Genomic DNA, 22,282 nt, shown 5'->3' with positions numbered 1-22,282 from the left:
GACCGTCGCAAGCGCCTGGAAAATTGTCGTGGGCCGGAAAAAGCCGCGCATCATACCAGCCGCGTGAGGAATTTGGCGGATGTTGGTGTCGATCGTCGGCGAAGTTTTGCGCAGCAGACAACTGCGCCATACTGCGCGCTGATTTTTCGGAGTGGGCAGGCATGCGCAACGGCGGGATGAAGATTTTCGGATGGATTGCAGCACTGCTGGTGGCAGTCCCGACGTTCGCGGCTTCGGCGCCGCCATTGACCCAGGTAAAGGTCATCAAAGTGCAGTCGCCGTCCTGTGGCCTGGAAGATATCGCCGATAACCAGGCGCAAACCCAGTGCAATCACAACGGGCCGAACATCAAGGTCTACGTGCTGGAAGTCGGCTATGGCCAGAACCAGCCGCAAGTGACTCTGGATGGCTTCGAGGTCAACGGCACCCGAGGCCCGGTGTGTGCCTTCGATAATGGCAATCTCACCGAATGCACGCCCGGCAGCAAAACCGTCGGTTCTCTTTATACCTTCGATCTGGCCGGTAAACAGGAAGGCACCTTCAGCTTCAGCAACACCTCGCTCAACGCGCCGCGCAACATGATGTCGACCCAGCTTTACATCAAGTAACGGCTGTCTTCGAACAGGGTGGGATAAAGCTGACTACGCTTTACAGACTACCAGCGGAAAGCGCCCATGACTGCCAGAGCCCTGATTGCCCTCGCCGAGGGCATCGACGATTTGCAAAGCGTGACCCTGATCGACGTGCTGCGCCGCGCCGGTATCGAAGTGGTTGCCGCCAGTATTGAAGGCCGGCGCATGCTGACCTGCGCGCGTGGCACCCGGCTGACCGCCGACGGCATGCTCGTCGATGTACTCGCGCAGCGCTTCGACCTGATCGTCCTGCCGGGCGGTGCCGTCGGCTCCCAGCATCTCGCTGCGCACCAGCCCTTACAGCAATTGCTCAAAGACCAAGCCAGCGCCGGCCGACTGTTCGCCGCCATCGGCGAAGCCCCGGCCATTGCGCTGCAAGCATCAGGCGTGCTGCGCCAGCGACGCATGACCTGCCTGCCCGGCGCCAGCCATCAGTTGTCGGGCTGTACGTTTGTTGATCAACCGGTGGTGGTCGACGGCAATTGCATCACCGCCCAAGGCTCGGGGGCTGCGCTGGAGTTTGCCTTGACCCTGGTCGAGCAGCTTGGTGGCAAGGCGTTGCGGGCGAGGGTGGCGGGGGAGTAGATGGCCTGACGGGTCAGCCGTGGGCTGCGAGGGGTTCTATCATTGGTTGCTCACGGTGCTCCGCTTGCCAAAGATCGTAGTCGGTTTGGACGCCTAGCCAAACGCGCGCCTTGCCGATCCCTGCACGCTCAAGTCGTACTGCCAGATCCGGGCTGATTGGCGCGTGTCCGTGCAGTACGCGCGAAAGGTGCGGGCGTGCAAAGCCAAGGTGCCGGGCTAATTCGCTCACGCTGATGCCAAGCTCGGGCAAGACATCCAGCAGCAGGGTTTCACCGGGGTGTGGCGGGTTGTGCATGGGCATGAGCCTGCCTCCTGTCAGTGGTAGTCCAGATAATCGACCAATTCGATATCCGAACCGACAAAACGAAAGATCACTCGCCAGTTGCCTGAAACGCTGAGCGACCAATATTCGCTTAGCTCACCTTTCAAAGGATGCAGGCGCCAGCCGGGCAAGTCCAAGTCCCCGGGAAGCGTCGCTCGATCCATGAACTGCAACATGCGCGACAGCCGTTTTGCATGCTCGGCACGAATTCCACGAGTCGTACCTGTTTCATAGAAGCCACGAAGGCCTTTGTGCTGAAAGGATTTGATCATGGCGGCGAGTGTAAGGCGATACATTACACCCAGTGCGGTAACTATGTACCGCACGTTGTCGCTTGATATGTGCTTGGCAGGTGAGTTTTTCCAGAAAACTCAGACCTTCTCCTCCACCGGCACATGCATCCGGTCCCGGTTCGCCAATGTCGGGAACAGCTTGATCCACGTTCCCGTCACCACCAGCGTGCCGATTCCGCCCATGACCACTGCCGGCACGGTGCCGAACCAGTGGGCGGTGAGGCCGGATTCGAATTCGCCCAACTGGTTCGAGGCGCCGATGAACAGGCCGTTCACCGCGCTGACCCGGCCGCGCATTTCGTCGGGGGTTTCCAGTTGTACGAAGGAGGCGCGGATCACCATGCTGATCATGTCCGCGGCGCCGAGCACCACCAGTACCGCCAGCGAGAACCAGAACGAGGTCGACAGGCCAAAGGCGATGGTGGCGACGCCGAAGATGCCGACGGCGGTGAACATCACCCGGCCGACATTGCGTTCCACGGCAAATCGCGCCAGGAACAATGACATCAGCAACGCGCCCACCGCCGGCGCCGAGCGCAGCAGGCCGAGGCCCCACGGGCCGGTCAGCAGAATGTCCTTGGCGAACACTGGCAGCAACGCCGTGGCGCCGCCAAGCAACACGGCAAACAGGTCCAGCGAGATCGCGCCGAGGATGTCCGGGCGGCTGCGGATGAAGCGAATCCCCGCCAGCAGCGAGTCCAGCGTGGCTTTGCCTTTGTTCAGCGGCGTCTGGCGTGCCGGCAGGTTGAGCATCAGCAAGCAGGCGATCACATACAGCAACACGGTCGGGCCGTAGACCCAGACGCTGCCGAATGCATAGAGCAAACCGCCGAGGGCCGGGGCGACGATGGTCGCCGATTGCTGCGCCGATTGCGCGGCGGCGACCGCCCGCGGGAAGAGCGCACTCGGGACGATGCTTGGCAACAGCGCCTGGGTCGTGGGCATCTCGAACGACCGCGCCGCCCCCAGGAGAAAGGCGAGGATGAAGATCATTTCGCGGGTGACGTGATCAGTGGCACTGCCGATGGCCAGCGCCAGGGCAATCAATGCCTGCAACGACTGACAAAGCGCGGCGACCTTGCGTCGGTCATAACGATCGGCAACATGCCCAGTGTGCAGCATGAACAATACGCGAGGGGCAAATTCGACCAGGCCGACCAGACCCAGATCCAGCACGTTGCCGGTCAGTTGATAGAGATTCCAGCCAATCGCCACGGTGAGCATCTGAAAACCGCTGGCGGTGAAAATCCGCGCCAGCCAAAAGGCCATGAACGGACGATGGTGACGTAACAGCAGGGGCTCTTGAGTGGGCATCTGAAGGCAGGTCTTGGACGAGTGAACGGCGAGATTATCACCAGTCTGTAACAGGAAGTTGCTACGAGAAAAAATTCAGTCAGATGTGCATCAATCTTTTTGGGTTCACCAGGCCAGAACCTTGCTGCGCCAATGAGACAACTTGTCACGCGGCAAACGACCACGCAGTTCATTGGCGAAAATGGGACTACTCTTTCAACGTTGCTTGATCCAGATCAAGACCCCGACCGGAACTGATCTGACGGCCAGTTGGCCAGACTCCCTGCGTAGCGATGGTTGTAAAAAAAGAACGAATCCGAATTCGCCGCACTCCATATCCGTGGGGGCAGTGGTGCAGGCCTCCGGGTCCGCTACCCGTACTACCTGACAGAGGAAGCCATATGTTCGGTTTAGAGGCTCTCGATCTCGCCCGAATTCAGTTCGCGTTCACCATCTCGTTCCACATTCTTTTCCCGGCCATCACCATTGGCCTGGCGAGTTACCTGGCGGTGCTCGAAGGCCTGTGGCTGAAAACCCGCAACGATACCTACCGTGACCTCTACCATTTCTGGTCGAAGATCTTCGCCGTCAACTTTGGCATGGGCGTGGTTTCCGGTCTGGTCATGGCCTATCAGTTCGGTACCAACTGGAGTCGTTTCTCCGACTTCGCCGGCGCCGTTACCGGGCCGTTGCTGACCTATGAAGTGCTCACGGCGTTCTTCCTTGAAGCCGGTTTCCTTGGCGTGATGCTGTTCGGCTGGAACAAGGTCGGGCGCGGCCTGCACTTCTTTTCGACGGTGATGGTGGCGATCGGCACGTTGATTTCGACCTTCTGGATCCTCGCCTCCAACAGCTGGATGCAGACCCCGCAAGGTTTTGAGATCGTCAACGGCCAGGTCATCCCGACTGACTGGCTGGCGATTATCTTCAACCCGTCATTTCCTTACCGGCTGATGCACATGGCCACCGCCGCGTTCGTCGCGACAGCATTCTTCGTCGGCTCTTCGGCAGCCTGGCATTTGCTGCGCGGCAGGGACAACCCGGCGATCCGCACCATGCTGTCGATGGCGATGTGGATGGCGCTGATTGTCGCGCCGATCCAGGCAGTGATCGGCGACTTCCACGGCCTCAACACGCTCAAGCATCAGCCGGCAAAAATCGCTGCGATCGAAGGCCACTGGGAAAACCATGGCGACGAAGCGACGCCGCTGATCCTGTTCGGCTGGCCGGACATGAAAGAAGAACGCACGAAGTTCGCCGTGGAGATTCCCTACCTCGGCAGCCTGATTCTCACGCACTCGCTGGACAAGCAGGTGCCGGCACTCAAGGAATTCCCGCCGGAAGACCGGCCGAATTCGACCATCGTGTTCTGGTCGTTCCGCATCATGGTCGGCCTTGGTTTCCTGATGATCTTCACCGGTCTGTGGAGTCTGTGGCTGCGCAAGCGTGACTCGCTGTACACCTCGCGGCCGTTCCTGCATCTGGCCTTGTGGATGGGGCCGTCCGGCCTGATTGCGATTCTTGCCGGCTGGTTCACCACGGAAATCGGCCGTCAGCCATGGGTCGTGTACGGCTTGATGCGCACCGCAGATGCTTCGTCCAACCACAGCTTCATGCAGATGAGCATCACCCTGATCATGTTCGTCGTGATCTATTTCGCGCTGTTCGGCGCAGGTCTCGGCTACATGATGCGTCTGGTGCGCAAGGGGCCGAAGATCAGCGAAGGCAGCGAAACGCCGGACGGTGGTCCAGGCAAGAAACGCACCCCGGCGCGTCCGTTGTCCGCAGCCGACGATCCGGCCGAGGGCGAGCACGAAGACAACACTCGCTTGACCAAGGAGATTTGACTCATGGGTATTGATCTTCCGCTGATCTGGGCCGTGATCATCATCTTCGGCATCATGATGTACGTGGTCATGGACGGCTTTGACCTGGGCATCGGCATTCTCTTCCCGTTCGTGCCGGGCAAGACCGACCGTGACGTGATGATGAACACGGTTGCGCCAGTCTGGGACGGCAACGAAACCTGGCTGGTGCTGGGGGGCGCGGCATTGTTCGGCGCCTTCCCGCTGGCCTATTCGGTGGTGCTGTCGGCGTTGTACCTGCCGCTGATCTTCATGCTGATGGGCCTGATCTTTCGCGGCGTGGCCTTCGAGTTTCGCTTCAAGGCCAAGGACGAAAAACGTCACCTGTGGGACAAGGCCTTCATCGGTGGATCGATCGCGGCGACGTTCTTTCAGGGTGTGGCGCTGGGTGCCTTCATCGATGGCTTGCCTGTGGTCAATCGCCAGTTCGCCGGTGGCTCACTGGACTGGCTGACGCCGTTCACACTGTTCTGCGGCGCAGCGCTGGTGGTGGCGTACGCCTTGCTCGGCTGCACCTGGCTGATCATGAAGACCGAAGGCAAGTTGCAGGAACAAATGCATGATCTGGCACGGCCGCTGGCGTTTGTGCTGTTGGCGGTGATCGGCATTGTCAGTATCTGGACGCCGTTGTCCCACCCGGAAATTGCCTCGCGCTGGTTCAGCATGCCGAATCTGTTGTGGTTCATGCCGGTGCCGATTCTGGTGCTGGTCACCCTGTATGGCCTGATCCGCGCGGTGGCACGCAATGCCAACTACACGCCGTTCCTGCTGACCCTGGTGCTGATCTTCCTTGGCTACAGCGGTCTGGGCATCAGCTTGTGGCCGAACATCGTGCCGCCGTCGATCTCGATCTGGGACGCCGCCGCGCCGCCGCAAAGTCAGGGCTTCATGCTGGTGGGCACGCTGTTCATCATTCCGTTCATCCTCGGTTACACCTTCTGGAGCTACTACGTATTCCGCGGCAAGGTGACCCACGAAGACGGTTACCACTAATCCCATGCTGGGCTTGCCCTGTGGGAGCGAGCCTGCTCGCGAAGGCGTGCGCAGTGACGCCTTGGCTAAACGGAGATCGACGCAATGACCGGCAAACATTCCCTGCACGACATTGAAGAAGCCGAAAAAAAACCGCTGTGGCAGCGCCTCGGCTGGTTGGCCTTGATCTGGGTTGGCAGTGTCGGCGTGCTGTTTATCGCCGCCAGCCTGATGCGCATGTTCATGAATGCCGCAGGTTTGACCACCCACTGAAACATCCCGTCCCGGCGCCTTCGGGTATGGATTTGCAACCCTCCTCACGGAGGGTTTTTTTTGTCCGGGATTTATTTGCGGGCTTTGAGGATGACGAATTTCGGCGTTGCCGCCACTTGCTCGACGCCGCGGAACAGGCGCGCCAGTTTGCTGTGATAGCCCAGGTGCCGATTGCCGACAATGTACAGCGCACCGCCGACCACCAGTGCCTCGCGCGCCTGCTGGAACATGCGCCAGGCGAGGAAATCGCCGACTACCTGCTGTTGATGGAACGGCGGATTGCACAGCACCACGTCCAGTGACTGCGGCGGCTGCCCGGCCAAGCCATCGCCAGCGCGCACGACCACTTCGCGATCGCCCAACGCCGCGCGCCAGTTCTCGGCCGCCGATTGCACCGCCATGAATGACTCGTCGACCAGCGTGTAATGCGCGTCCGGGTTCTGCAACGCGCTGGCAATGGCCAGCACACCGTTGCCGCAACCGAGATCGGCGACTCGTGCGTTGCCAAGGTTCTTCGGCAGATGCGGCAGGAACGCGCGGGTGCCGATGTCCAGACCTTCGCGGCAGAACACGTTGGCGTGGTTGAGCAGTTCGATCGCCGGTTCATCCAGGCGATAACGAGTGGGGTAGGGGGACGTTACGGGTGTTTTGGTTTGCGGTGTGGCAATCAGCAAGCGCGCTTTTTTCACAGCCAGCGACGCTTGCACCGGGCCGATGTAGCGCTCGAGCAGATCGCCGGCAGCACGGGGCAGATGCTTGACCATGGCAGCCGCGATCACTTGCGCGCCGGGAGCCAGTTGCCCTTGCAGGCGGATCAACTGTTCTTCCAGCAGCGCCAGGGTTTTGGGGACGCGGATCAGCACCCGATCAAACGGCCCGACCAAGGGCTCACTGGCCGGGATTGGACGAATCGCATCGAACGCCTGGCCGTTGCGCAGCAGATTCTTTTCCAGTCCGACGAAACCCAGGAACGAGTCGCCGCTGCTGCTGACCTCGACCTTGCCCAGCAAACTGATGGCCAATGCACCGAAGCTGTCATTGAGCACCAGCACGCGGGTGCTGCTTGCCGGTTGTTCGCTGGCGAGATGATTGAGCAGGTATTCGTCCGCCGCGTCGAACGCTTGCAGCGGTTCATTCTGCTGTTCGGGCTGGCGAATCAGGTCGAGCTGGGCGAAGGGTGTCTCTAGCAAAGGCATGGGGCGGGGACTCAGGATATTCGGCAGTTATCCCGTTGCCAGCATGTAGTGCGACGGGATCCTACCGAGTGGACTGCGATGCAAGCGGTGTGCGTCATCACTCGGAGAGGCCTGAATGTTACGTTTTTTTGCGGGTAAATACTCGCAGGATTGCCGCGCGATCACACTCGGCTATCAGATGATCCCGGCACGAGCAGCCGCAATCACGGCGGAAATCTTGTTGCACACGTTGAGTTTCTCGATGACGTTTTGCACGTGGTAGTTAACGGTACGTTCGCTCAGGCTGAGAATTCTCGAAATGTCATGAGCGGTCTTGCCCAAGGCCGACAGTTTCAGAATTTCCAGCTCCCTGGACGATAACCTCGGCCTGCTGGGCTTGGCCGGTATGGGCACGGTGCGGGCATACAGTTCGCTGAAGTGCCGGTTGGCGAAAAAGATATAACCGTAATGCTCATACAGCTCCAGCGGACTGATCGGGCAGTGGGTTCGAGCCAGACTGATGATGCTGCACAAGCCACTGGCTTCGTCATGAAATGCCTGCGACCAGCCATGCTGCAGTCCATTGTGTTTCAACGCCTGCCACAGCTGGGGTGCATCGCCGAACACTCTCTCTTCCCATACGATTGGAAGTATTGAGTGATTGCAATGCGCTATTACCGGGTCGATGTTCCGGTAGTTCTCTTTGTTGTACTGAATGTTCCATTCTTTCGGGTAATTATTGATTTGCAAGGCATTCAGATGCACTTCGCGATTCGGCGAGGTGACTGCAATGGCGCAGAAGTTAAACCCAAGGTTCTCCGCGAATCTCAACAGTATCGGGTAAGCCGCCTCTATGCCTTTGGCAAACGTCAGTTGTTTGAGTTGTGATTCCTTCCACGTTTCCATGAACTATCGCCTCCATAACCTGATATCCGGGCGCCGAATGGATCCAAAGGATCCGGCACGAATCGAAGTGTAGGATCTTTCCTGCGAGTCGCCTTACATTATTTCGAGATTGATACTTGGAAGTTTTTTCATAAAGCGTTCTTAGCAATACAGGCTGTTATATTTTAATTGCCATTTAAAGTTATTACTCAATAACTGACGCTGGCGGCAGTCCCGAATGAACAGCGTTGATCCGCTTAATACCATTACCAATCACGAGTGTTAGGCAAGGCGATTTTGCGGGACACTGTGGGCAATCGTTTCAAGGAGTGCCTCATGACTGCCAGCGCCGAGAAGTACACCACCCAGACTTTGCTCGATGTCCAACCGTTGACGCCGAACCTGTTCACGCTGCGCACCAGCCGCGATCCCGGCTTTCGCTTCCGTGCCGGCCAGTTCGCCCGCCTGGGCGTCACCAAGGCCAACGGAAGTACCGTTTGGCGCGCGTATTCGATGGTGTCGTCGCCGTTCGACGAGTTTCTCGAGTTCTTTTCCATTGTGGTGCCGGGGGGCGAGTTCACCAGTGAGTTGAGCAGGCTCAGGGTGGGCGACAGCCTGATGGTTGAACGCCAGGCGTTCGGCTATTTGACCCTGGATCGCTTTGTCGATGGTCGCGATCTCTGGCTACTGTCCACCGGCACCGGCGTGGCGCCGTTCCTGTCGATCCTGCAGGACTTCGAAGTCTGGGAGAAATTCGAGCGCATCATTCTGGTCTACAGCGTGCGTGAAGCGCGGGAACTGGCTTACCAGGCGTTGATTGCCGGGTTGGCGCAACGTGACTACCTCAGCGAGCATGCGCACAAATTGCGGTTTATCCCGACTGTGACCCGTGAGGCGCACCCCGGCGCGCTGCAGGGCCGGATTACTGCGCTGATCGAAAATGGCGAACTGGAGCGAGCAGCGGGCGTCGAGCTTTCGCCAGAGCATTCGCGGGTGATGTTGTGCGGCAATCCGCAGATGATCGACGACACCCGCGCCTTGCTCAAGCAGCGCGACATGCGCCTGAGCCTGACGCGCAAGCCGGGGCAGGTTGCGGTGGAAAATTACTGGTAGCGAAAACGGCACCCGCGGGTGCCGTTTTATTGCCCAGCGGATGCTTCAGGGCCGCTCGTTCTGCGCTTTGAGCAGGTCGCGAATTTCGCCCAGCAGCTGCTCTTCCTTGCTCGGGATCGGCGGCGCGGTTGGCGCCACGGCTTCTTCGCGCTTGAGGCGGTTGATGGCTTTGACGCCCATGAAGATGGCGAACGCGACGATCACGAAATCCAGCACGGTCTGCAGGAATTTGCCGTAAGCCAGCACCACTGCGGGCGCATCGCCCTGGGCGGCTTTGAGCGTGACGGCCAGGTCACTGAAGTCCACCCCACCGATCAACAGGCCAATCGGCGGCATGATCACGTCGCCGACAAACGACGAAACAATCTTGCCGAACGCCGCGCCAATGATGATACCGACGGCCATATCGACCACATTGCCTTTGACCGCGAAGGCCTTGAACTCGCTAAGCACGCCCATAGTTATTTCCTTGTTACAGATGAGTTTGGTGTTGGCAGTGTAAATCAGCGAAACGCCTCCTGTGCGACACACCTTCTTACAATGCCCGTTTTTATCGACACATCAATTGACGATTAGTTTGCAAAATGCCAGCAATCGCGCGCGAAATACGCGGTAAAGCGCTGATTGCACAGCCAATTTCTTCAATCATGGTGTTACGTTCTTTCTATTTATGTTCCGCGACGCAGGCCTCTAGCCTTGGCGTGGCGCACCTGGATGCGCCCCATAAAACCAGAGGAACCTGATATGACATCCACTCCTGGACTGGGGGCTTTTCCCCATCGCCGCACTTTCGGTGTATTGACCGCCAGCCTGCTGACCTTTTCGGTCAACGCCGCTCCGCTGACCCGCGACAATGGCGCTGCTGTCGGTGACAATCAGAACTCGCAAACCGCCGGCGCCAACGGCCCGGTGCTGCTGCAGGATGTGCAGTTGATCCAGAAGCTGCAGCGTTTCGACCGTGAACGCATCCCCGAGCGCGTCGTCCATGCGCGCGGCACCGGCGCCCATGGCACTTTCACCGTGACCAACGACCTCAGCGACCTGAGCAAGGCCAAGGTGTTCGCCGCAGGCCAGAGCACCCCGGTGTTCGTGCGTTTCTCGGCGGTGGTGCACGGCAACCATTCCCCGGAAACCCTGCGCGACCCGCGCGGCTTCGCCACCAAGTTCTACACCGCTGACGGCAACTGGGATCTGGTCGGCAACAACTTCCCGACCTTCTTCATCCGCGATGCGATCAAATTCCCGGACATGGTGCATGCCTTCAAGCCCGATCCGCGCACCAACCTTGACGACGATTCGCGCCGGTTCGATTTCTTCTCCCATGTACCCGAAGCCACCCGCACGCTGACCGAGCTGTATTCCAACTACGGCACTCCGGCCAGTTACCGGGAAATGGACGGCAATGGCGTTCATGCCTATAAGCTGATCAACGCAAAGAATGAAGTTCATTATGTGAAGTTTCATTGGAAGAGCTTGCAGGGCATTAATAACCTGCGGCCAAAGCAGGTCGCAAAAGTTCAGGGTCAGGATTACAGCCATATGACCAATGACCTGGTCAGCAATATCAACAAAGGCAACTTCCCGAAGTGGGACTTGTACGTGCAAGTTCTGAAGCCACAGGATTTGTCCAAGTTTGATTTCGATCCATTGGACGCGACCAAGATCTGGCCGGGTATTCCCGAACGCAAAGTTGGACAAATGATCTTGAACCGCAATCCGGCCAACGTCTTCCAGGAAACCGAACAAGTAGCCATGGCGCCGGCCAACGTAGTTCCGGGTATCGAACCTTCGGAAGATCGTTTGTTGCAGGGCCGGGTGTTCTCTTATGCCGATACGCAGATGTATCGTCTCGGCGCCAATGCTTTGCAATTGCCGATCAACGCGCCGAAAACTGCGGTGAACAATGGCAATCAGGACGGTGCGATGAATTACGGCGCCAGCCAGTCCGGCGTCAACTACCAGCCGAGCCGTCTGCAACCGCGTGAAGAGACGCCAGCGGCGCGTTACAGCCAGTCGGCGCTGTCCGGCAGCACCCAGCAGGCGAAGATCCAGCGCGAGCAGAACTTCAAGCAGGCCGGTGATCTGTATCGCTCGTACAGCAAGCAGGAGCGTCGCGACCTGATCGACAGCTTCGGCGGCTCGCTGGCCACCACCGATGACGAGAGCAAGCACATCATCCTGTCGTTCCTGTACAAGGCCGACCCTGAGTACGGCAGCGGTGTGACCGAAGTGGCCAAGGGCGACCTCAGCCGTGTGAAAGCACTGGCGGCCAAACTGACCGACTGATAGCGATGCGGCGCACGCGAGGGCCGGTCATGCCTCGCGTGCGTTCAAGGAGAGTGCCCGATGCGGATTTTTCTTTCATGCCTGGCCGCGTGCCTGTCGTTCACTGCGGGGGCGGCCCCGGTCGAGCAAAGCCCCGAGGCAATCAAGGCGCAGTTGCAGGCTTATTACTTCGATGCCGCGCGCCGCGGGGATGTGCCGATGCTCGAAACCTTTATCGAGTCCGGCTATTCCCTTGATACCCGCGACAGCAAGGGTTACACCGCGCTGATTCTGGCCGCCTATCACGGTCAGGCGCCGGCGGTTGAGCGACTGTTGGCAGCAGGCGCGGACGCCTGTGCTCAGGATCAACGTGGCAACACGGCGCTGATGGGCGCGATATTCAAGGGCGAGTTGCAGATTGCCCGGCGCCTGATGGCGACCGATTGCAGCCCCGACCAGCGTAACGGCGCCGGACAGACGGCGGCGATGTATGCCGGGCTGTTCAAGCGTCTGGAATTGCTTGATGCATTGCAAGCCAAGGGTGCCGACCTCAACGCCGAGGATCCGCTGGGCAACAGCGCCGCGCGTCTGGCCAGTGGCGAAATCCGTACCGCTGCGCCGCGCTGATCGGCGGTGGCTGCGTTATCATCGCGTCTTTTGTTCCGGGGGTTCTGATGGCCAAGGCCAAGCGCATGTACGGCTGCACCGAGTGCGGCGCAACCTTTCCCAAGTGGGCCGGGCAGTGCGGTGAGTGCGGTGCCTGGAACACCCTGACTGAAACCATGATCGAAAGCGGCGGCGCCACGGCACCCACCGGACGTACCGGCTGGGCCGGGCAACAGGCCCAGATCAAGACCCTGGCCGAAGTCAGCATCGAAGAAATTCCACGGTTTTCCACCGCGTCCGGTGAGCTCGATCGCGTCCTCGGCGGCGGGCTGGTGGACGGTTCAGTGGTGCTGATCGGCGGTGACCCGGGGATCGGCAAGTCGACCATTCTGCTGCAGACCCTGTGCAATCTGGCCAAGAGCATGCCGGCGCTGTACGTCACTGGTGAGGAGTCCCAGCAGCAAGTGGCGATGCGCGCACGCCGGCTCGGCCTGCCGCAGGATCAACTGCGGGTGATGACCGAGACCTGCATCGAGACCATCATCGCCACCGCCCGTCAGGAAAAGCCCAAGGTGATGGTGATCGACTCGATCCAGACCATTTTCACCGAGCAACTGCAATCGGCGCCGGGCGGCGTATCCCAGGTGCGCGAGAGCGCGGCGTTGCTGGTGCGTTACGCCAAGCAGAGCGGCACGGCGATTTTCCTTGTCGGCCACGTCACCAAAGAGGGCGCTCTGGCCGGTCCTCGTGTGCTGGAACACATGGTCGACACCGTGCTGTATTTCGAAGGCGAATCCGACGGTCGCCTGCGTTTGCTGCGTGCAGTGAAAAACCGTTTCGGCGCGGTGAACGAGTTGGGCGTGTTCGGCATGACCGACAAGGGCCTGAAAGAAGTCTCCAATCCTTCGGCGATTTTTCTCACCCGAGCCCAGGAAGAAGTCCCCGGCAGTGTGGTCATGGCGACGTGGGAAGGCACCCGGCCGATGCTGGTGGAGGTGCAGGCGCTGGTCGATGACAGTCATCTGGCCAACCCGCGTCGGGTGACGCTGGGTCTGGATCAGAACCGTCTGGCGATGCTGCTCGCGGTGTTGCACCGTCATGGCGGCATTCCGACCCACGATCAGGACGTGTTCCTCAACGTGGTCGGTGGCGTCAAGGTGCTGGAAACCGCGTCGGATCTGGCGCTGATGGCGGCGGTGATGTCGAGTTTGCGCAATCGGCCGTTGCCGCATGATCTGCTGGTGTTCGGTGAAGTCGGCCTGTCCGGCGAAGTGCGCCCGGTGCCGAGCGGCCAGGAACGTTTGAAGGAGGCGGCCAAGCACGGTTTCAAACGCGCGATCGTGCCCAAGGGCAACGCACCGAAGGAAGCGCCGGCGGGGTTGCAGATCATTGCGGTCACTCGCCTCGAACAAGCCCTCGACGCGCTCTTCGAATAACCACCATTCCCCTGTAGGAGTGAGCCTGCTCGCGATAGCGGTCAATCAGTCAATGATATGTTGAATGGCAGACCGCTATCGCGAGCAGGCTCACTCCTACAGTTGATCGATGGCGGGTTCTAGATTTCGATCAACGCACCCAACTCGCGCTCCAGCTCGGCCTCATCCGCCAGGTTCAACTCGATCAACCGCCGCAGGCGCTGGATCGACTCCAGGCTGATATGCCGGCAGATGAACCCCAAATGGCCGTTCTCCTCGTGGGCCAGATGCACATCCATCTCGATGTCGACGTCATCGCTCAGATGAATGTCGACGGCAAAGTCCTGCTCTTTATCACCAAGCCACGGCTCCGGCCGTTCGATCAACAATCCCTTGAGTGACAGGTCGATCAGCCTGACCGGCCAGGTGTACTCGCCCTGTTTCAGCTCGGTTCGGGCATCGAACGCAATACGTTTGAAGCGACGTCGATTGGCGGAGTGATCGTTCATGGCGCAAATCCTCATGAAGGTTCGCTGACTATAGACTGCGAATGCGTGCGCCAGCCAATCGCGCACGCGTCTAGACCTATGTCGGGGTATGGCCTTTGGCGCCGTAAGCGCTAAACTCGGGGTGGCTGTCTTTCTTGTCCACCCTGGCTGGAATAAAAAAATGAAAAATAATAATAGCCTGCTGCGCCACTTACCCTGGCTCGTGCTGGCAATCGTAGGAGCGTGCGCCCTGGGCGTAGTGGCATTGCGCCGCGGCGAGGCGATCAACGCCTTGTGGATTGTGGTCGCTGCCGTGGCCATTTATCTGGTTGCGTACCGTTACTACAGTCTGTTCATCGCCAACAACGTGATGCAACTGGATCCGCGTCGGGCTACCCCCGCCGTGCTCAACAACGATGGTCTGGACTATGTGCCGACCAACAAACACATTCTTTTCGGTCACCACTTCGCGGCCATCGCTGGCGCGGGGCCGCTGGTCGGCCCGGTGCTGGCGGCGCAGATGGGGTATCTGCCCGGCACGCTCTGGCTGATTGCCGGCGTAGTGCTGGCGGGCGCGGTGCAGGACTTCATGGTCCTGTTCATGTCGACCCGCCGCAACGGCCGTTCCCTGGGCGACATGGTGCGTGAAGAAATGGGCCGGATTCCCGGGACCATCGCGCTGTTCGGCTGCTTCCTGATCATGATCATCATCCTCGCGGTGCTGGCGCTGATCGTGGTCAAGGCCCTGGCCGAGAGCCCGTGGGGCATCTTCACCGTGATGGCGACCATCCCGATCGCGATGTTCATGGGCATCTACATGCGCTACATCCGCCCGGGCCGCATCGGCGAAATCTCCGTGGTCGGCGTGTTGCTGCTGCTCGGTTCGATCTGGCTGGGCGGGCAGATTGCTGCCGATCCGGTATGGGCCAAGGCCTTCACCTTCACCGGTGTGCAGATTACCTGGATGCTGGTCGGTTACGGTTTTGTCGCCGCGTCGCTGCCGGTCTGGCTGATTCTCGCCCCGCGTGACTATCTGTCGACCTTCCTCAAGATCGGCACCATCGTCGCGCTGGCGATCGGTATCCTGATCACCATGCCCGAGCTGAAAATGCCGGCGCTGACCCAGTTCGTCGACGGCACCGGGCCGGTGTGGAAGGGCGGTCTGTTCCCGTTCCTGTTCATCACCATCGCCTGCGGCGCGGTATCGGGTTTCCACGCACTGATTTCTTCGGGCACCACGCCGAAGCTGCTGGATAACGAAACCAACGCCCGCTACATCGGTTACGGCGGCATGCTGATGGAGTCGTTCGTAGCGATCATGGCCATGGTTGCCGCTTCGGTGATCGAGCCGGGTGTGTACTTCGCCATGAACAGTCCGGCCGCCGTGGTCGGCAGTGATGCCGCGTCAGTAGCGCAAATGGTCACCAGTTGGGGCTTCGCAATCACGCCTGAGGCGCTGCAAGCGGTTGCCCATGACATCGGCGAAACCACCATCCTGGCTCGCGCCGGTGGTGCGCCGACCCTGGCGGTCGGTATCGCGCAGATCCTGCACAGTGTCCTGCCGGGTGAAAACACCATGGCGTTCTGGTACCACTTCGCGATCCTGTTCGAAGCGCTGTTCATCCTCACCGCTGTCGATGCCGGTACCCGTGCCGGGCGTTTCATGCTGCAGGACCTGCTCGGCTCCTTCGTCCCGGCGCTGAAACGCACCGAATCCTGGACCGCCAACCTGATCGCTACCGCCGGTTGTGTGGCGATGTGGGGCTGGTTGCTGTATCAGGGCGTGATCGATCCACTGGGCGGCATCAACACCTTGTGGCCACTGTTCGGCATCTCCAACCAGATGCTCGCCGGTATCGCGCTGATGCTCGGCACCGTGGTCCTGATCAAGATGAAGCGTCAGCGCTACATCTGGGTCACCCTGTTGCCGGCCACCTGGCTGTTGATCTGCACCACCACCGCTGGCTTCATCAAGCTGTTCGACGCCAACCCGGCGATCGGCTTCCTTTCGCTGGCGAAGAAGTACAGCGATGCGCTGGCCAACGGTCAGGTGCTGGCACCGGCGAAAAGCGTCGAGCAGATGCAGCACGTGATCTTCAACGCCTACACCAACGCCACACTCACCGCGCTGTTCCTGTTCGTGGTCTTCAGCATCCTGTTCTACGCGCTCAAGGTCGGCATCGCCGCCTGGGGCAAGAAAGAGCGCACGGATAAAGAATCGCCATTCCAGGCCCTGCCGGATGCGTAACCAGAGGATTGCAGCATGTTCAATGACCTGAGTCGCCTCGGTAAATACCTCGGTCAGGCCGCGCGCCTGATGGTCGGCATGCCCGACTACGACACCTACGTCGAGCATATGCAAACCAAGCACCCGGACAAACCGGTGATGAGCTACGAGATGTTCTTTCGCGAACGTCAGGAAGCCCGTTACGGTGGCAAGGGTGGGCCGAAGTGCTGTTGAGCTGACAGCCTGCGGTTGAGGTAATCCCCTGTGGGAGCGAGCCTGCTCGCGAAGTGGAGTGATGAGTGATTTGACTGGCACACCGCTTTCGCGAGCAGGCTCGCTCCCACATTTGTTTTTGTGTTGTTCATTCATTTTGTGAAGGGGATCAGTTTTGTCTTCTCCCATACCTGTAACGGTACTCAGCGGTTTCCTCGGCGCCGGCAAGACCACCTTGCTGCGTCATTTACTGAAAGCCGAGCACGGTCTGAAAATCGCCGTGATCGAGAACGAATTCAGCGACGCCGGGATCGACACCCAACTGCTCGGTGACGAGCCGGTGCAGGTCATGACCCTGGCCAACGGCTGCGTCTGCTGCACCATTCACACCGACCTGACCAAGGCGCTGTACTTGCTGCTCGAGCGCCTGGACAGTGGCGAAATCGCCTTCGATCGTCTGGTGATCGAATGCACCGGTCTGGCCGATCCGGCGCCGGTAGCGCAGACGTTCTTCATCGATGAAGAGCTGCGCGAGCGTTATCTGCTCGACGGCATCATCACCTTGGTCGACGCCGCTCACGCCGATGTGCACCTGACCCAGACCATCGCCCAGGCGCAGATCGGTTTCGCCGATCGCTTGCTGGTGAGCAAGACCGATCTGGTCGATGAGGCGACGTTCACCGCATTGAGCGAACGCCTTACGCGAATCAACCGTCGCGCGCCGATCCGCGTGGTCGAGCATGGCAACATTGATCTGGCCGAACTGCTGGATGTGCGCGGCTTCAACCTCAATGCTGATCTGGGCGGCGGTTTGAGCCTGCGTCCGGTGAGCAAGGCACCCTCGATCGATCGCATCTCCAGCCTGGTGCTGCGCACCGATCAGGCACTGGATATCGATCAGCTCAGCGAGTTCATGAACGAACTGCTGGAAGAGCACGGCAAGCAATTGCTGCGCTACAAAGGCGTGCTGAATATCGCCGGGGAAGATCGACGGCTGGTGTTTCAGGGGGTGTTGAAGCTGTATGGTTTCGACTGGGACACCGAATGGGCCGAAGGCGAAGCGCGAGAGAGTGTGATCGTGTTTATCGCCGATGACTTGCCGGAAGAGAAGATTCGGGCGGGGTTTGCCAGGGTGGCCTCTGCCTGATGGGTTTGTAGTGTCAATGATGACGCCATCGCGAGCAGGCTCACTCCTACAGGGGAACGCATTTCAAATGTAGGAGTGAGCCTGCTCGCGATAGCAATCTAACCAACAACACAATGCTCAAGATCTGGACCGAGCAGTGTCTGCTCAAGATGATCCAGATGCCGATTCATCAGCACCTCTGCCTTGGCAGCATCACCTCGCTCGACGGCCTGAACCAACGCCAAATGCTCTTGCCACGCGCAACAGCTGCGCGTCGGGCACCGACTCCGCGCAATCGCCAATGACGTCAGCGGCACCAGACTGTCAAGAAAATGCGCCAACGGTGCATTCCCCGCCATCCGCGCCAACTGCAGATGAAACTCCCCCGACAAGCGAATCGCCGCCCCGCGCCGATCCTGCTCGACGGCGCGCTTCTCGCGTTCGATCAACGTACGCAGGCGATTCAATTCATCTGCACGCGGGCGCTGGCACGCCAACCGCACCAAGGTGCTTTCAGCCAGTCGCCGAGCATGCAGCGTCTGTCGGATCAGCTCTCGATCCGGCGCCATTACTCGTGGTCGATGGTTGGCGCGCAGCACCACGATCTGTTCATGGGACAACTGCGTCAGTACCCTCCGCACATCGGCGCGGCTGGCGCTGAACATCGCCTTCAGACTGTCCTCGGTAAACCGGCTGTGTTCATCGATGCGCTGCTCGAGGATCGCGTCGAACACTCGCGGATACAGATCCTCCACCGGCGTGCGCAGGCCAGGAAAGGGCAGGGCAGTGGAGTGCGCATGCGAGGCTGAAGCAAAACTGTTCATGGCCGTTCTCCTGGCAAATCAGGTGGGCAGGTTGTCATCCGGGATATTCAGCTCGACGCCCATGCGCTGGCCTTCGCGCAGAATGTGCCGGCGCATCTCGGCGCTGGCCTGAGCGCTGTTCTTGCTGCGGATCGCGCGGACCACGGCTTCGTTTTCTTCCAGACGCTCAGCCAGATGCTCCGGGGAATTGCGCAACACGTCCGCGCTTTGCTTGAGGGCATTGCTGGTCTGCTGGACCACGCTCTGGAAAATCGGGTTCGAGGTCAGGGTGAACAGTTCTTCGTGGAAGGCGATGTAGGCGCTGACCCCGGCTTCGCTGTCGCCGGCCTCGAGGGCTTCGCGCATGTCCATCAGGGTCAGGCGCAACTGGCCGACTTCCTTGCTGCTGATCGATTGCGCGACCAGCCCGACGATGAACGGCTCGAGGGTGTAGCGCAGTTGCAGCACGTCTTCGAGGCTGGCGCCGGCCACCGCGCTGTCGTGGCTCTGGCTGTCGCTGAGTTGCGCATCGAGGACGACCACGCCTTTGCCCGGCATCGAGCGCACCAGACCGAGGGTTTCGAGGACGATCACCGCTTCGCGCAGACTCGGCCGGCTGATGCCCAGTTGTTCGGCCAGTTCGCGCTGGCCCGGAAGCATGTCGCCTGTGCGCCACTGGCCACGAGCCAACGCGGCGCGGAGCTTTTCCACCACTGAATTGACGACGGTTGAAGTTGTAATCACGTATTGGCTCCCTGCGCCGTGCCTGCCAATCAGCAGGCACGGCACTCATTCAAAATTCTTTGGCCGCCGCCTGAGCGACGGTTTTTCGCGGTTGAAAGTTATAGCCCTGTTCGCCGTTGAGCACCTTGTTCGCGCGCTGCACGTCGATGTCCTTTTCCCAGCGAGCGATGGCCACGGTGGCGACGCAGTTGCCGATCAGGTTGGTCAGCGCGCGGCCGATGCCCATGAACCAGTCCACGGCCAACACCAGCACCAGACCGACCACGGGAATCGCCGGGATTGCGGTCAAAGTCGCCGCGAGAATCACCAGTGCCGATCCGGGAATGCCGTGGGCGCCTTTCGAGGTGATCAGCGACACCAGCAGAATCGTCAGCAAATCAGTCATCGCCAGGGGTGTGCCGGTGGCGTTGGCGATGAACACGATGGCCAGGGTCAGGTAGATCGAGAACCCGTCGAGGTTGAACGAGTACCCGGTCGGGATCACCAAGCCGACGGTGGAGCTGCCGATACCGAGGTGTTCGAGCTTGCGCATGATCTGCGGCAGCACGGCGTCGGAAGAAGCGGTGCCCATGACGATCAGCAGTTCTTCACGCAGGTATTTGAGCAGCGGCCACATGCGCAGGCCGGAAACGCGCATCACCAGACCGAGAATCACACTGACAAAAGCAACGCAGGTCAGGTAGAACAGACCGACCAGGCTGCCCAGGTGTTGCAGCGAATCGAGGCCGTATTTGCTGGTGGTGAAGGCGATGGCGCCGAACACGCCGATCGGCGCCAGCCGCACGATCATGCCCATGATGCGGAAGATCACATGGCTGAGTTCGTTGATCAGCCGCGAGATCCCGGACGCCGCTTCGCCGACCAGATTCAGCGCACTGCCGAACAGCACCGAGAACAGCAGCACTTGCAGAATGTTGTTGTCGGCGAAGGCACCGATCACCGAGGTCGGGATCAGGTCCATCAGGAATTGCGTGGTGGTGTGCATGTGCTGGCTGCGTTCAGCGAGGTCGCCCATGTCGGCGCTGGAGAGTTGCTCAAGATGAATATTCGCGCCGCTGCCGATGCCGGTACTGAAAGCGAACACCAGGCCGATCACCAGGGCGATGGTGGTCAGCACTTCAAAGTAGATCACCGATTTGAGGCCGATGCGCCCGACCTTCTTCAGATCGCCCGCGCCGCTGATGCCGCTGACCACCACGCAGAACACGATCAGGCCGATCAGCATCTTGATCAGTTTGATAAAGCCATCGCCGAGCGGTTTCAGTTGGGCGGAGTATTCGGGAAGGGTCAGCCCGCAGACGATGCCGAGCATCAGTCCGAGAACCACTTGAAGGAAGATTGAACGCGAGCACCATCTGAGCATGGGAGGAATCCTGGGTCGGTGTCCTGGCTGCCGCACGCGTTGCGCATCGGATTCAGGACTTAATTATTGTGGTCTTACCGGTATGTCCAGTGCAGGCGCAGTCTAGGCTTGGGTTTTTCCTGATTACAAGTGGGCAGCATGAAATTGGCATGACCGGTCTGACCGGTGGTCCAGAAGCCAAGATCGCAGCCTCCGGCAGCTCCTGCATTTGAAATGCGATTTTCCCGTAGGAGCTGCCGAAGGCTGCGATCTTTTGATCTTTTCAACAGGCAAAAAAAAACCGGCCAATCACTTGGCCGGTTTTTCATGCTGCAGGTTTAACGTCGCACTTAAGCGCCGTACACCGGCAGTTTCTTGCAGATGGCTTTGACTTTCTCACGAACGGCATCGATCACCGCTTCGTTGTTCAGGTCAGCCAGGATGTCGCAGATCCAGCCGGCCAGCTCTTTGCACTCGGCCTCTTTGAAGCCGCGCGTGGTCACAGCCGGGGTACCGAAGCGCAGGCCGGAGGTGACGAACGGCGAGCGTGGATCGTTAGGCACGGAGTTCTTGTTCACGGTGATGAACGCTTTACCCAGTGCGGCGTCGGCGTCTTTACCGGAGATGTCCTGCTTGATCAGCGACAGCAGGAACAGGTGGTTTTCAGTACCGCCGGACACCACGTCGAAACCGCGCGCGATGAACACTTCGGCCATGGCCTTGGCGTTTTTCACCACTTGTTGCTGGTAAGCCTTGAACTCAGGCTGCAGCGCTTCCTTGAAGCAGATCGCCTTGGCCGCGATCACGTGCTCCAGCGGGCCACCCTGGGCGCCCGGGAATACTGCGGAGTTGAGCTTTTTCTCGATCTCGGCGTTGGCCTTGGCGAGGATCAGACCGCCACGTGGACCGCGCAGGGTCTTGTGGGTGGTGGTGGTCACGACGTCAGCGAACGGCACAGGGTTCGGGTAGACACCAGCGGCAACCAGACCGGCAACGTGAGCCATGTCGACGAACAGGTAGGCGCCGACCTTGTCAGCGATTTCGCGGAAGCGCGGGAAGTCGAGGATCTGCGAGTAGGCAGAGAAACCGGCGACGATCATTTTCGGCTTGTGCTCGACTGCCAGGCGCTCGACTTCGTCGTAGTCGATCAGGCCGTTGGCGTCGATGCCGTACTGGATGGCGTTGTACAGCTTGCCCGAGGAGGAAACGCTGGCGCCGTGGGTCAGGTGACCGCCGTGGGCCAGGCTCATGCCCAGAATGGTGTCGCCGGCCGACAGCAGGGCCAGGTAGACAGCAGCGTTGGCTTGGGAACCGGCGTGCGGCTGAACGTTGGCGTAATCGGCGCCGAACAGTTCCTTGGCGCGGTCGATGGCCAGTTGTTCAACCACGTCGACGTATTCGCAACCACCGTAGTAACGCTTGCCCGGATAGCCTTCAGCGTACTTGTTGGTCAGGACCGAGCCTTGAGCTTCCATCACCGCTGGGCTGGTGTAGTTTTCCGAAGCGATCAGCTCAATGTGTTCTTCCTGACGCTGAGCTTCTTGCTCCATGGCGGCAAAAAGGTCGGCGTCGTACTTGGCAATAGTCAAATCACGGCTGAACATGGCGGTCCTCAAGGATCGGGGGCAGAAAAGGGGGGCATTCT

23 protein-coding genes are annotated in these 22,282 nt (G+C 59.9%); 12 read left to right on the top strand and 11 right to left on the bottom strand.

Annotated elements, in window-relative coordinates:
- Positions 1–161 precede the first annotated feature (161 nt).
- Both BLU71_RS18080 and BLU71_RS18075 read left to right on the top strand, forming a co-directional pair.
- Positions 162–608 carry a DUF4879 domain-containing protein gene (locus tag BLU71_RS18080; protein WP_083353609.1) on the top strand — a complete coding sequence of 149 codons (447 nt, stop codon included), beginning with the start codon at positions 162–164 and terminating at the stop codon, positions 606–608.
- 66 nt (positions 609–674) lie between these two features.
- A complete protein-coding gene (locus BLU71_RS18075) occupies positions 675–1,217 on the top strand; it encodes a DJ-1 family glyoxalase III (RefSeq protein ID WP_083353608.1) in 543 nt (180 codons plus the stop codon).
- A gap of 13 nt (positions 1,218–1,230) precedes the next feature.
- Here the strand turns inward: BLU71_RS18075 and BLU71_RS18070 are convergent, their stop codons facing one another.
- The 3 genes from BLU71_RS18070 to BLU71_RS18060 form a co-directional block, all read right to left on the bottom strand.
- Complete coding sequence (locus tag BLU71_RS18070) at positions 1,231–1,518, bottom strand: HigA family addiction module antitoxin (protein ID WP_016773085.1); 288 nt, start codon at positions 1,516–1,518, stop codon at positions 1,231–1,233.
- Between the two features lie 14 nt (positions 1,519–1,532).
- Positions 1,533–1,811 (bottom strand): type II toxin-antitoxin system RelE/ParE family toxin, encoded by a 279-nt coding sequence (locus tag BLU71_RS18065; RefSeq protein WP_083354354.1) that lies wholly within the window; start codon positions 1,809–1,811, stop codon positions 1,533–1,535.
- Positions 1,812–1,910: 99 nt separating this feature from the next.
- Entirely contained in the window at positions 1,911–3,146 is a 1,236-nt protein-coding gene (locus tag BLU71_RS18060; protein WP_042610527.1) for an MFS transporter, read from the bottom strand.
- Positions 3,147–3,526: 380 nt separating this feature from the next.
- Between BLU71_RS18060 and BLU71_RS18055 the strand changes: the two genes are divergently transcribed.
- The 3 genes from BLU71_RS18055 (at position 3,527) to BLU71_RS18045 (ending at position 6,235) form a co-directional block, all read left to right on the top strand.
- Complete coding sequence (locus tag BLU71_RS18055) at positions 3,527–4,972, top strand: cytochrome ubiquinol oxidase subunit I (protein ID WP_042610526.1); 1,446 nt, start codon at positions 3,527–3,529, stop codon at positions 4,970–4,972.
- A gap of 3 nt (positions 4,973–4,975) precedes the next feature.
- Entirely contained in the window at positions 4,976–5,983 is a 1,008-nt protein-coding gene (gene cydB, locus BLU71_RS18050; protein WP_042610525.1) for a cytochrome d ubiquinol oxidase subunit II, read from the top strand.
- A gap of 84 nt (positions 5,984–6,067) precedes the next feature.
- Entirely contained in the window at positions 6,068–6,235 is a 168-nt protein-coding gene (locus BLU71_RS18045) for a DUF2474 domain-containing protein (protein WP_016773090.1), read from the top strand.
- 71 nt (positions 6,236–6,306) lie between these two features.
- On the opposite strand, the gene BLU71_RS18040 is transcribed toward BLU71_RS18045, so the two are convergent.
- Together BLU71_RS18040 and BLU71_RS18035 are read right to left on the bottom strand one after the other, a co-directional pair.
- Positions 6,307–7,431: a methyltransferase gene (locus tag BLU71_RS18040; protein WP_083353607.1), complete on the bottom strand. Its 1,125-nt coding sequence runs from the start codon at positions 7,429–7,431 to the stop codon at positions 6,307–6,309.
- 174 nt (positions 7,432–7,605) lie between these two features.
- Positions 7,606–8,316 (bottom strand): autoinducer binding domain-containing protein, encoded by a 711-nt coding sequence (locus BLU71_RS18035; protein WP_064364093.1) that lies wholly within the window; start codon positions 8,314–8,316, stop codon positions 7,606–7,608.
- Positions 8,317–8,631: 315 nt separating this feature from the next.
- Between BLU71_RS18035 and BLU71_RS18030 the strand changes: the two genes are divergently transcribed.
- Positions 8,632–9,408, top strand: a complete 777-nt coding sequence (locus BLU71_RS18030; RefSeq protein WP_083353606.1) for a ferredoxin--NADP reductase — start codon at positions 8,632–8,634, stop codon at positions 9,406–9,408.
- A 45-nt stretch (positions 9,409–9,453) separates the two neighbouring features.
- Here the strand turns inward: BLU71_RS18030 and mscL are convergent, their stop codons facing one another.
- The gene (gene mscL, locus BLU71_RS18025) at positions 9,454–9,867 is read right to left on the bottom strand and encodes a large-conductance mechanosensitive channel protein MscL (protein WP_024014404.1); all 414 of its coding nucleotides are present in this window, start codon (positions 9,865–9,867) and stop codon (positions 9,454–9,456) included.
- A gap of 285 nt (positions 9,868–10,152) precedes the next feature.
- Between mscL and katB the strand changes: the two genes are divergently transcribed.
- Genes katB through radA form a run of 3 tightly spaced genes read left to right on the top strand, consistent with a single transcriptional unit; the run spans position 10,153 to position 13,715 of the window.
- On the top strand, positions 10,153–11,694 hold the full coding sequence (gene katB / locus BLU71_RS18020) for a catalase KatB (protein WP_083353605.1): 1,542 nt from the start codon (positions 10,153–10,155) through the stop codon (positions 11,692–11,694).
- Positions 11,695–11,754: 60 nt separating this feature from the next.
- On the top strand, positions 11,755–12,300 hold the full coding sequence (locus BLU71_RS18015; RefSeq protein ID WP_064364095.1) for an ankyrin repeat domain-containing protein: 546 nt from the start codon (positions 11,755–11,757) through the stop codon (positions 12,298–12,300).
- 47 nt (positions 12,301–12,347) lie between these two features.
- On the top strand, positions 12,348–13,715 hold the full coding sequence (radA, locus tag BLU71_RS18010; protein WP_003228407.1) for a DNA repair protein RadA: 1,368 nt from the start codon (positions 12,348–12,350) through the stop codon (positions 13,713–13,715).
- Positions 13,716–13,834: 119 nt separating this feature from the next.
- Here the strand turns inward: radA and BLU71_RS18005 are convergent, their stop codons facing one another.
- On the bottom strand, positions 13,835–14,203 hold the full coding sequence (locus BLU71_RS18005; RefSeq protein WP_065615646.1) for a PilZ domain-containing protein: 369 nt from the start codon (positions 14,201–14,203) through the stop codon (positions 13,835–13,837).
- Positions 14,204–14,363: 160 nt separating this feature from the next.
- On the opposite strand from BLU71_RS18005, the gene BLU71_RS18000 reads away from it, so the two are divergent.
- The 3 genes from BLU71_RS18000 to yjiA all read left to right on the top strand — a co-directional run bounded on the left by BLU71_RS18000 (position 14,364) and on the right by yjiA (position 17,769).
- Positions 14,364–16,430 (top strand): carbon starvation CstA family protein, encoded by a 2,067-nt coding sequence (locus tag BLU71_RS18000; RefSeq protein WP_042610518.1) that lies wholly within the window; start codon positions 14,364–14,366, stop codon positions 16,428–16,430.
- A gap of 15 nt (positions 16,431–16,445) precedes the next feature.
- Positions 16,446–16,643: a YbdD/YjiX family protein gene (locus BLU71_RS17995; protein ID WP_003228401.1), complete on the top strand. Its 198-nt coding sequence runs from the start codon at positions 16,446–16,448 to the stop codon at positions 16,641–16,643.
- A gap of 154 nt (positions 16,644–16,797) precedes the next feature.
- The gene (gene yjiA / locus BLU71_RS17990) at positions 16,798–17,769 is read left to right on the top strand and encodes a GTPase (protein WP_064364097.1); all 972 of its coding nucleotides are present in this window, start codon (positions 16,798–16,800) and stop codon (positions 17,767–17,769) included.
- Between the two features lie 98 nt (positions 17,770–17,867).
- Here the strand turns inward: yjiA and BLU71_RS17985 are convergent, their stop codons facing one another.
- The 4 genes from BLU71_RS17985 to glyA all read right to left on the bottom strand — a co-directional run bounded on the left by BLU71_RS17985 (position 17,868) and on the right by glyA (position 22,241).
- The gene (locus tag BLU71_RS17985; RefSeq protein WP_083353604.1) at positions 17,868–18,572 is read right to left on the bottom strand and encodes a GntR family transcriptional regulator; all 705 of its coding nucleotides are present in this window, start codon (positions 18,570–18,572) and stop codon (positions 17,868–17,870) included.
- An 18-nt stretch (positions 18,573–18,590) separates the two neighbouring features.
- Entirely contained in the window at positions 18,591–19,295 is a 705-nt protein-coding gene (locus BLU71_RS17980; protein WP_083353603.1) for a FadR/GntR family transcriptional regulator, read from the bottom strand.
- Positions 19,296–19,344: 49 nt separating this feature from the next.
- Positions 19,345–20,658 (bottom strand): C4-dicarboxylate transporter DctA, encoded by a 1,314-nt coding sequence (locus tag BLU71_RS17975; protein ID WP_083353602.1) that lies wholly within the window; start codon positions 20,656–20,658, stop codon positions 19,345–19,347.
- Positions 20,659–20,987: 329 nt separating this feature from the next.
- Positions 20,988–22,241 (bottom strand): serine hydroxymethyltransferase, encoded by a 1,254-nt coding sequence (gene glyA / locus BLU71_RS17965; protein WP_039761726.1) that lies wholly within the window; start codon positions 22,239–22,241, stop codon positions 20,988–20,990.
- Between the last annotated feature and the right edge of the window lie 41 nt (positions 22,242–22,282).

The sequence above is a fragment of the Pseudomonas moraviensis genome (genome assembly GCF_900105805.1).
GTDB classification, from domain to species: domain Bacteria; phylum Pseudomonadota; class Gammaproteobacteria; order Pseudomonadales; family Pseudomonadaceae; genus Aquipseudomonas; species Aquipseudomonas moraviensis_A.
This window is presented reverse-complemented; position numbering and strand designations above follow the sequence as displayed.